This is a genomic window from Halobacillus sp. (assembly GCF_049282395.1).
Classification (GTDB): Bacteria; Bacillota; Bacilli; order Bacillales; family Halobacillaceae; genus Halobacillus.
The window spans coordinates 24,367-34,498 of record NZ_JBAPTY010000080.1 but is presented as its reverse complement, the minus strand read 5'-3'; the positions used below and the strand labels follow the sequence as shown (position 1 = coordinate 34,498).

Here is a 10,132-nt window from a genome sequence, read left to right as displayed (position 1 = left end):
CGGGATCTCACCGATCATGTTCATCCCGCAGGAGTCTTCATCGTCCCCCTCCGGACCTGGCCGAATCAGAAACTCGAAACCACTTAAGACATCGACGGGTTGATGAGAATAAAGCATGTGATCATGAGGCTGTTTTCATACTATAACGATGTGAAATAGCCTGTCATAAAAGCATTTAGGACCGATTAAGAAGAAGAGCATTCTCTCTTATAAAAGCGTGCGTTATTCTCACTCTGCTGGGTTGGTGGGGAAATGGCGAGACTCCCATGGGAGAAGGAATCAGGTGAGATCCCGCAGGGAGTGAAACGAGCGAGGAAGCTCATGGAAAAAGGAGGATCGACTAAAGTCGCCACGTCCTGTGTCAACGTCGATCGACCCTACGTCGTGTAGGGCCATAGGAAAGTGTTCAAATGTGGAATCACCCCGAAAGACACGACCAGCATAAGCCGACCATCAAAAGGATGGCGTTTTTTCGATCCGTTGATGAGCGGCTTATGTCTCGAGTGTCTGGGTGATGGAACAAGAAGAGTTATTTCCCCACCAGCCCTTCTCCACATATAATAATGGTCCCAACTATCTCGAAACTGAGTTTTCAACTATCCGGCCCTATTGCGTAATGAGCCTTTTATGAAGAATCAACAATAAGCTATAACCAAGCCTTAACTTATAACGACAAGTTCATCGTGATCGAAACGTTTAACATCATCGATGAACACAATCTTCGTCTGCAAACGATAGGAATATGCATGAGAAGTAGGTGGAAGATCTTCAGGAATCTGATAGTGAAAAGGTACTTCACGCTTTCCTTTTGGTTCCATGGTTTGAGACATTAATACGGTAGCGGCAGGAGCAATGACTTCTATTTTTCGATTTTTCGATTCTCTTACAAAATCGCATTCCAGCCGTTTGATTTTCTGCGGCAGCCATCCTCCATAAATGTGGAAAGATCCCTTTACTATGGCGCCTGGTACAATTTGATGGGACTGCAGCACTAAATCTACTTTCGGGGAACCGATTTTAAATAAGCTTAATAATGATTGAATCACGATCTAGATCCTCCTCAGGTTATTTGGTATTGAGCCGATAATTAACTTTCATTGAATGGTACTCCTTCTCTTTTTTTACACTAAAAAACCTTTACCATTGCTCTGGTAAAGGTTTGGAATATCCAAATAAATATACCTTTACCAAATTGGCAAAGGTCTCGCAAACAACATAATGTTGCCAGTTAAGCCGGTGATGAATCATCACGTATTGTCGACATAACTGAAAGCTACTCCCCTTTGGAGTATTATAAGCTCTTTATGAGCACAGTTTTTACTCGCTAACTGTAACTATATATTATTATATTTTTCCAACTCTGTCAATTTATTTTTTGAAAATTCTTTCATCGGACACGCCTGAATTTATCGGAGGAACGGTTGGCAAGGGAGGGGTTGGCAGTTGCGCCACTCCTTCAGATAAGTATAGACTAGTGGGACCCTGGGGGAGGAAGAGATGTCGCTGAAAAAGTACGTTTAAATCATTAAGTCAGAAGACGGCCTAAGTGTTGTTGAAGCAGATCGATAAGGCGTACCTATCAGAATCACCCCGGCTCAATTACCAATGGACGACTATACGTAAAATAATTAGTTAGGAGAATGAAATATGCCCGATTTAACAAATCAAATAACCCTGATTACTGGGGCTAATCGAGGACAGGGGAAAGCGATGGCTGAACATTTGGCTGAACTGGGGAGCCGTGTGGTAGTTGCCGCCCGGGATTATTCTCAAGCAATGGAAACAGCTGAAGAAATCGGAAAAGAGAGGGCTTTTCCAGTAAAGTTGGATGTTACCAGTGAAGAAGAGTGGAAAGAAGCAGTAAGTCTGATCATTACAAGGTTCGGCCGAATTGATACTCTTATTAATAATGCTGGAATCCTGATACGTAAACCTTTCAGTCAACTCACAATAGAAGAATATCAACAGTTAATTCATGTAAATCAGCTCGGGGTGTTCATCGGCATGCAAACCGTTACTCCTTACATGGAAAAACAGAAAAAGGGATCGATCATTAATAATCTATCCATTTCGTCTTTTGCTCCAATCAGCCGTTCCTCAGCTTATGCCGCAACTAAGGCGGCAGTGGTGGCTATGTCTAAATCTGCGGCAATTGAATTAGGACCAAAAGGCATTCGAGTTAATATGATTCACCCCGGGGGGATCGAAACGGAGATGGCTACTCAGGGTAAAGGAGTACCAGAGTCCTATCAAAATATCCCTTTGGGACGTATTGGACAGCCTATAGAAATAGCCAGAGTGGCAGCTTTTCTTGCTTCGGATGAAAGTTCATACTGCACAGGGACGGAAATTGTGGTAGATGGAGGCATGACACTTGGTACCTCTTGAAATAAAGAGGGCAAATCGTAATGTATTTTTTAGTTATCATGTCTACCATGTAAAGGCAGGTTTGTTTAAATAACATCACGAATTGTTTAAGTTTTTGTAACAAAAAGACGTCTTTTGTAGATCTGTGGTATGATAACTTAGGTTTATTGAAATTATATAATAATAAGGATGATCATTATGCAGAAAGATAGAATTGAATCTATCTATTTTTTAAGGCTGTTTGCCATGCTGATGGTTGTACTAGTTCATACTACAGGTATCTTCCAATCCGTCTTTTCTGAAGGTAGTATGGAGTTTGGAGTCTATCACTTTATCAATCGGATCATACGATTAGAAGCTGGTATCTTCATCATGATTACAGCCATGGTATTTTTCTATAAATATATGGATAAAAAAATGACAGTGCCGGAATTGAAAGATTATTATAAGAAGCGGGCGCTATACATCGTGGTTCCCTATCTTTTATGGGCCTTATTTTATGAAGCTTTCTCTCTTTATATTGGCGCGGTTCCTCTTAATTTTGCAGAGATGACCTGGAGAATTATTCAAGGACAATCCTTTTACCAGCTTCACTTTATATTCTTAATTGTGCAATTTTATCTGGTATTTCCTATTATTTTGTTTGTTGCGCAGAAAGTTCCTGTGTTTAAAAAATATATGTGGGTATTTGGAATTGCTATAGAAATCGGATACTATTTCTTTGACCAGACGTTCCAGTTGATTCCGTTTTCCATCTTCCTAAGTTCTCTGGGACCTTATTTGCTGGGAGCCTGGATCGGTACGTATTATAAGGAACAGCGTTCGCTCATCTATAGAAAAACGAACGTTGTGTGGGCCACCTTTGCGTTGGCGGCAGGTGTGACTACAGTGTTCTTACACTATCATTTATACACGGTTTCTACGTTCGCGCTCCCGGGGTATGTTTATTTAATTATGAACCTTTCCTACATTCTAAGTGGAAGCTATATATTGTTCCGATTGACCGAAGTTGTCTGTGACAAATGGCCAGGCATTATTCCGTATGTGCAGCGAGTTGCTGTGTATTCTTTTGGATTTTATCTGCTTCATCCTTTTATCCTGAAAGTCGTGGCTCAGTTCATTCCTGCGCCAGAAGGGTATTGGTTCCATCTGTTTATTCTTCTTAGATACGTGAGTACGATTGTCCTTTGTTACTTGGTCATCTGGTTCACGCATAAGTACTTCGTGAGACCTGGATTACTATTTGGAAAACTACCAAGAAAAGCACCTTCGATTTTGGAAACTCCCGAAGTTTCAACTGGGAATCAAAGGACTGGAACGTAAAATTAAGTTTTTTTCAAAGATGCACGCTCTTTCCAGGGGGTGCATCTTTTTTTAATCTGGAAGTACTTCTATCTATATCATCCAGATAATGGAAATTTTGTTCTTCCTGAGATCCGTTTATTAACAAGGTTTATATTATATCGGAATAAGGAACAGAACCCATATAGTGTAAATTATGAAGGGGGAAATTAGAATGAAGGAAAGAATCGAGTATTTAACTGAATGGTTACAAGGTAAAGTGAAAGAAGCTGGAGCTGATGGAGTTCTTGTAGGTATCAGCGGGGGTATCGATTCAGCTGTAGTTTCGTATTTAATTAAACGAGCATTTCCTGAAAACTCTTTAGGCGTACTGCTTCCTATTAACCAAGAAGTAAAAGACCAGACCGATGCTCTGAATGTAGTAGAGGGCGCTGGTCTTGACTATGTAGGAATTAATCTGACGTCGTCTTATGAAACGACGTATTCAACTATTCAGGAAGAACTCGAAAAGAAGGGTGACTGGAATAGTGATAAATCCCAATTAGGGGGAGCGAATCTTCAGGCTCGTCTGCGTATGAGCACGCTTTATGCTGTCGCTAATAACTATAATTATCTAGTCGTAGGGACAGATAATGCTCCCGAAGATTATACAGGTTACTTTACGAAGTACGGAGACGGAGGCGTGGACTTAGTCCCTCTTATTAATATGAGAAAAGAAGAAGTAAGGGAAATGGCCAAGGCACTTAACGTAACAGATGCCATTATTCATAAGAAGCCGAGTGCAGAGTTATGGGAAGGACAGTCCGATGAAGAAGAACTTGGTCTTTCCTATGACACGATAGATGCTTACTTACGCGGAGAACAAATAGACCCCGAAGATGAAAAACTCTTGAAGGATCTGCATGAGAAAACAGAGCATAAGCGTCAGATCCCAGCAGGTCCGGAAAAATACAACGGAAAGTGAGTTTTGTTACATGAAAAACGATACAGCGCTCATTATCATTGATATGATCAATAAAATGGATTTTAGCGGAGGCGAAGACCTTCTCGAGAATACAAAGCCTATGGTAGGAAATCTCCAATCTTTTAAAAAGAAAATGCAAAAAGAAGGCTTACCTGTCATTTATGTTAATGATAACTTTGGTCTTTGGCAGGATAATGTATCTGACTTGATTGATGAATGCAGGAAGGGACAGGGAGAATCTGTTATCAATCAAATTCTTCCTGATGAAGATGACTACTTCATCATTAAGCCTAAACACTCCGGTTTTTTTGGAACTCAGCTTAATATTCTGCTCAATCAATTAGGTGTGAAGAACCTCATTTTAACTGGAATTGCAGGAGATATTTGCGTTTTATTTACAGCTAATGATGCATACATGCGGGAATACAACTTATGGGTTCCGGAAGATTGCACGGCCTCAGAAAAAGCAGAAGGCAATGAAAATGCCCTCAAAATTATTGAGCGCTCCTTATTTACGAGTACAGCACCAACCACTGAAGAAAGGTACCAGTCCATTTTTGAGGATTGACATTTCCTTCTTCAGGACATATATTAAAAAAAGGAGCAGACACCTGTTCCGCCAACAAACATCCTTTCAATAAGAGGAGAATGATTTATGAGTGTGGTTGTTCTTAACTAATCCGTAATTGGATAGAATCCTGATTAAGCAATGGGAAAAAGGCGTGCATCTGACACGTCTTGTTTGTAAACCCATTTTTCAGGAACAGTTAAGAACAAGCATAAGCGTAGCACGTTGAGGATAGAAACGAAGCTATGACTGGCTTATTCAGTCATAGCTTTTTTATATTCTCTGTTGGCGGAATAGGAGCCTTCACTTATAAGTGAGGTCTGTTCTAATCATGCCACGGCGAGCGTATCTGCTTGCCGTGGCTTTTTTTATTTATTGGCAGAGAAAGAGTTCGGGGTAAACGTGGCGATTTTCCGGATACCTTTTACCGGCCATATATCTGCCCTATAGTCCATTATAGAAAATTGAACCCTTAAGAGGAGGAGTCACCCATGAACGAACGCACGTACAAGACTTTAGAATTTTTTGAGATATTGAAAACAGTGAGCCGTCTGGCTTTTACAAAGCCCGGAAAAGAATCAATTGAATCCTTAAGGCCAGTACGTAATATAAAAGCTATGAATCGCTGGCATGAAGAGGTAAAAGAGGCCGTAGCTATTTTAAACACAAGTGGAAATATTCCCATCCACACGCTGGAAGATGTGACGGATATGCTTGAACAAGGAAAAAAGGGGATGTTCATTCGGGCGAACCAATTTTCAGCTTTGCTTTCATTTTTGGATCATTGTACAAAGTTGAAGCGTTTTATGAAGGATAAAGAAATTATTGCCCCGATAATCAGTCTGTATGCTTCCTCTATCTCTGACTTAAGCAGGCTGGAGGAAGATATCCACCAGGTAGTTCGTCACGGACAGGTAGATGATTATGCTTCTAAGAATTTAGCTAAGATCCGAAAGCAGATTCAAACGAAGCAAAGCCGATTGAAGGAGAGAACAGAGGCTCAGGCAAAAAAATATAAAACAATTATGCAGGAACCAAGACCCGTCGAGAAAGATGGACGATGGACTCTCCCGATTAAGAGGGAAAACCGGAACAAAATCAAAGGAGGCATTGTCGATCAGTCTGCTTCAGGAGCAACCCTTTTTGTTGAACCAGAAGAGCTGGCCAATCTTCAGGAAGAGCTGCAGTTACTGCGTATGAATGAAGAACATGAGGTCGAACAGATCCTTTATACAATGACGGCAGAAGTGCTGGACCACGAGTCAGAATTGAACCTTGCAATGGAAACCATGCATGAGTATGATGTTATTTTTGCTAAGGGGAAATACAGCCGCATGATCAGCGGGACTGCACCGGAATTCTCCGAAGACTTTACGCTTCGTCTCAGCAGAGCGAGACACCCAATGCTTGGCGAGAAGGCCGTTCCTCTGAGTATTAAAATGAATTCAGAAGACCAGGCCTTACTAATTACGGGACCTAATACAGGCGGGAAAACTGTAACGCTGAAGACAGTGGGGCTGCTCTGTCTTATGGCTCAGTCCGGCCTTCCGATACCGGCAGAAAGAGGCAGTGTACTACCTGTTTTCCAACAGATATTTGTGGATATTGGAGATGGACAGAGTATTGAGGAGAACTTAAGTACCTTCAGTTCAAGACTCGTTAACTTAATTGATATTTTGAGAGAAGCTAATGATCATTCGCTGCTTTTACTAGATGAAATTGGATCAGGGACGGATCCTGGAGAAGGGATGGGGCTTGCAACAGCCATACTCGATAAGCTCTCGGAAAAGGGAGCAACCATCCTTGCGACCACACATTATAGTGAAATGAAGGAGTACGCCCGGCGTAAGCCAGGATTTATGAATGGGGCTATGGAATTCGATCTTGAAACGCTTAAACCCACCTACCGGCTGCACCTTGGAACCTCGGGGAGAAGTCAGGCTTTTGATATTGCTCATAAATTAGGGCTTCATCCGGAGATTTTAAACCAGGCGTACTCGATCACTTATAAGCAGGAGGGAGATTTTCAGGTTAGTGATCAGAAATTAAAGGAAGCAGAGTATAAACGCCAGGCAGCCGTAAACCGTTACAGAAGAGGGAAAACTCCCCGGGTGCCTGCGACCGAAAAACCGCATTTTCAAATGGGGGATAATGTAATTATTCAGGCTACAGGAGAAACCGCCATTGTATATAAAGGTCCAGATCAAACAGGCAACTATGTGGTTCAGGTGAAAGGAGAGAAGTTCACCTACAATCACAAACGCCTTAAGCTCCACATTCGTGCTGAAGATTTATATCCAGAGGATTATGACTTCGATATTATTTTCAAGTCTAAAGAATATCGAAAAGTTCGGAAGCAGCTGGATCGGAAACATGTGGAGGGGCTAATCCTGGAGGAAGAAGATTGAGGCCTGCATATTTCTAGGAGGTAATCGAGTTCACGTGCTATGATGAAGGTAAATAAAGCAATAAAGGTGGGCATCAAGATGAAGCGGAAAAAATGGTTGATTATAGCCGGCGTGCTCGTGATCATTGGGATTTTTGCAATTCCAGAAGCTTATGCCTATTTGACGAAAAGAAATTATGAAAGTGAAGCTATTACGAAGGAACAAGTTCCAGAAGGCTATCAGGTTGCTACCTTTGCAGGGGGCTGTTTCTGGTGCATGGAACCGCCTTTTGAAAAATTGAAAGGAATTCAGGAGGTTGTCTCAGGTTACACGGGTGGCAATACCAAAAACCCTTCATATAAAGAGGTTTCATCTGGTGGAACAGGACATGTGGAAGCCGTACAGGTATACTATGACCCGGAAGTGATTTCATACGAACAGCTTTTACAAGTATTTTGGCGTCAGATTAATCCAACCGATGATGAAGGGCAATTCGTTGATCGCGGGTTTCAATACACGACAGGGATCTTTTATCATAATGAAGAACAGAAACAAGCAGCCATGGAATCCAAGCAGCAGCTGGCGGAATCCGGTCGTTTCGAAAGTGAAATTGTGACCCCTGTGCAGCAGGCTGAGGAATTTTACCGGGCTGAAGAGTATCACCAGGATTATTATAAGAAAAATAAGGTTCGATATGATTTTTACCGCGGTAACTCTGGCCGTGATGATTATCTGGAGGATACATGGGGAAGCGATAGGGAACTAGATTTACCGAAAAAATGATAAGAACTCCCCTTGCAGGTCAAGGGGAGTTATAAAACACAAACCGAAATCCTTTATCCATGCGCTTTTTCCAAATTTCGACAAGTTTATTCATTCAAGTAGAAGGGAACGGGAGTATATATACGTACTTATCACCATTTTTTCAATATTACAGAGGGGATGAATTAGGTGAACAACTACAAATTGGATCGCTTTGAAGGGGCTTATGCCATTCTGATTCAAGAGGATGCTCATAATAATGAAATATCTGTATTAAAGGAGCGTTTAATTGCGTTCGCCAAACCCGGAGATTTTATTAAGATCGATTTTGACAATATTGGGAACTTAAAGCACGTAGAAATTATATCTAAAGTAGATAAGATGGAAAAGGCATAAGCCGTTGCAAAAACCAGGGATACTCCCTGGTTTATTTTTTCTGAAAATTAAGTCGAATGTTCTTGATTTTCTCCTCAATACCTTCATAATAAAAGTAAGATACACACCGAGGGGGAAATGAAGGTGCTCTTGCGAAATGCTATGGATCTTTTAGATGAAGGGGTATTGATTCTAAACAAGGATTTCAAAGTGACGTACGTTAATCCTGCCTATGTTCAAATGTTTCAATTAGAAGAAGAACGGGTTGTCGGAGAGCACATTCACGATATTTATCCCAATTTACCTCAATCCAAACGTGTGATAACTCATACGATTGAAAGAGAAAAAGATATCACAGTAGAGTCTATGGAATTTCATTGGCGCGGGAAAGAGATGATGCTCCAATTTAAAACAAAGCGTTTTATTCATGAGGGCGAATGGTTTGTATTAAGCCGGATTGTTGATATTACAGAGCAATCCCAGACAGAAAAGCATCTGATACATATGATTGAAGAGATGACGGCAAATGTAGTCATGATCGCCAAAGGCTATGCGCTTTTACCTTTACAGCCGATTCTAAGAGAAGAACAGCGGGTGATTCTGCTTGAAAGAGTTCCTGTTCAATGCCAGGAACAAAACGTAACCCGCCTGGTCATCCAGTTTTCCGGCATCTCAGAAATCGACCAGGAATGGGCAGTGCTGCTTAGAAATTTAATGCACAGCTTGAAATTACTGGGGATTGAAGTGGTGCTGGCAGGGATGCGTCCTAAAGTGGTCAGGCAGTTCACAGAAAATAAAATTATGCTGAATGATGTACGCACCTTTATGAACATCCGCCAGGCAACTAAATACTTTTTAGACACCGGCTTAAAAGCAAACTTTTAATGTGATCCTACGTTAAAAGTTTTTATTGATTTTAAAAAGCGGTTTATTAAACAATAGGGCCGGTTACTGTAAGACTCAGTTTCGAGATATTTTATGACAGGAAAGGTCCTCCGGGGGACGATTCGCTTTCCGTGGGCATGTGGTAAGCTTCCTCAGGCTTCGCCTTCCGGGATCTTACCGATCATGTTCATCCCACAGGAGTCTTCATCATCCCCCTCCGGACCTGGCCGAATGAGAACCTTGAAACCACTTAAGATATCTTCTTGATGACCAAAAAAAGCATGGGAATATGAGCCTGCATTCATGCTATAAAGATGTAACGATAGCCTGTCATTGAAGCATTTAAGACCAGTTAAGAAGGAGAGCATACTCTCTTCTGGCCGGGTCTGTTATTCTCCCGCGGCTGAGTTATTTCCCCAACAACTCTCATTTTTTTATGGCAACGGACCCAGTATGTCTTGAAACTGAGTCTTACAGTAACCGGCCCTTTAGTTTAATACGCTGATTATGGAAAAGTTGCTG

General features: G+C 41.5%; 9 protein-coding genes. 8 read left to right on the top strand and 1 reads right to left on the bottom strand.

Going from position 1 to position 10,132, the window contains the following annotated elements; translation table 11 throughout:
- Positions 1–659: 659 nt before the first annotated feature.
- Positions 660–1,046, bottom strand: a complete 387-nt coding sequence (locus WAM07_RS04150; protein ID WP_422165018.1) for a sporulation protein — start codon at positions 1,044–1,046, stop codon at positions 660–662.
- Between the two features lie 601 nt (positions 1,047–1,647).
- On the opposite strand from WAM07_RS04150, the gene WAM07_RS04145 reads away from it, so the two are divergent.
- The 8 genes from WAM07_RS04145 (at position 1,648) to WAM07_RS04110 (ending at position 9,610) form a co-directional block, all read left to right on the top strand.
- Positions 1,648–2,388, top strand: coding sequence for an SDR family NAD(P)-dependent oxidoreductase (locus tag WAM07_RS04145; RefSeq protein ID WP_422165016.1), 741 nt, complete (start codon positions 1,648–1,650; stop codon positions 2,386–2,388).
- Positions 2,389–2,565: 177 nt separating this feature from the next.
- Positions 2,566–3,690 carry an acyltransferase gene (locus WAM07_RS04140; protein ID WP_422165014.1) on the top strand — a complete coding sequence of 375 codons (1,125 nt, stop codon included), beginning with the start codon at positions 2,566–2,568 and terminating at the stop codon, positions 3,688–3,690.
- Positions 3,691–3,883: 193 nt separating this feature from the next.
- Positions 3,884–4,633: an NAD(+) synthase gene (gene nadE, locus WAM07_RS04135; RefSeq protein ID WP_422165012.1), complete on the top strand. Its 750-nt coding sequence runs from the start codon at positions 3,884–3,886 to the stop codon at positions 4,631–4,633.
- 10 nt (positions 4,634–4,643) lie between these two features.
- Positions 4,644–5,201: an isochorismatase family cysteine hydrolase gene (locus WAM07_RS04130; protein ID WP_422165010.1), complete on the top strand. Its 558-nt coding sequence runs from the start codon at positions 4,644–4,646 to the stop codon at positions 5,199–5,201.
- Between the two features lie 491 nt (positions 5,202–5,692).
- Positions 5,693–7,609, top strand: a complete 1,917-nt coding sequence (locus WAM07_RS04125; RefSeq protein WP_422165008.1) for an endonuclease MutS2 — start codon at positions 5,693–5,695, stop codon at positions 7,607–7,609.
- A 78-nt stretch (positions 7,610–7,687) separates the two neighbouring features.
- A complete protein-coding gene (gene msrA / locus WAM07_RS04120; RefSeq protein ID WP_422165006.1) occupies positions 7,688–8,371 on the top strand; it encodes a peptide-methionine (S)-S-oxide reductase MsrA in 684 nt (227 codons plus the stop codon).
- A 168-nt stretch (positions 8,372–8,539) separates the two neighbouring features.
- On the top strand, positions 8,540–8,746 hold the full coding sequence (locus WAM07_RS04115) for a DUF3006 family protein (protein ID WP_014642184.1): 207 nt from the start codon (positions 8,540–8,542) through the stop codon (positions 8,744–8,746).
- A 123-nt stretch (positions 8,747–8,869) separates the two neighbouring features.
- The gene (locus tag WAM07_RS04110; protein WP_422165004.1) at positions 8,870–9,610 is read left to right on the top strand and encodes a PAS domain S-box protein; all 741 of its coding nucleotides are present in this window, start codon (positions 8,870–8,872) and stop codon (positions 9,608–9,610) included.
- Positions 9,611–10,132: the final 522 nt, after the last annotated feature.

Bases quoted from the DNA above. Each gene is read 5' to 3' on its own strand.
- WAM07_RS04130 (WP_422165010.1), top strand. From the start codon at position 4,644: ATGAAAAACGATACAGCGCTCATTATCATTGATATGATCAATAAAATG.
- msrA (WP_422165006.1), top strand. From the start codon at position 7,688: ATGAAGCGGAAAAAATGGTTGATTATAGCCGGCGTGCTCGTGATCATT.
- nadE (WP_422165012.1), top strand. From the start codon at position 3,884: ATGAAGGAAAGAATCGAGTATTTAACTGAATGGTTACAAGGTAAAGTG.
- WAM07_RS04145 (WP_422165016.1), top strand. From the start codon at position 1,648: ATGCCCGATTTAACAAATCAAATAACCCTGATTACTGGGGCTAATCGA.
- WAM07_RS04140 (WP_422165014.1), top strand. From the start codon at position 2,566: ATGCAGAAAGATAGAATTGAATCTATCTATTTTTTAAGGCTGTTTGCC.
- WAM07_RS04125 (WP_422165008.1), top strand. From the start codon at position 5,693: ATGAACGAACGCACGTACAAGACTTTAGAATTTTTTGAGATATTGAAA.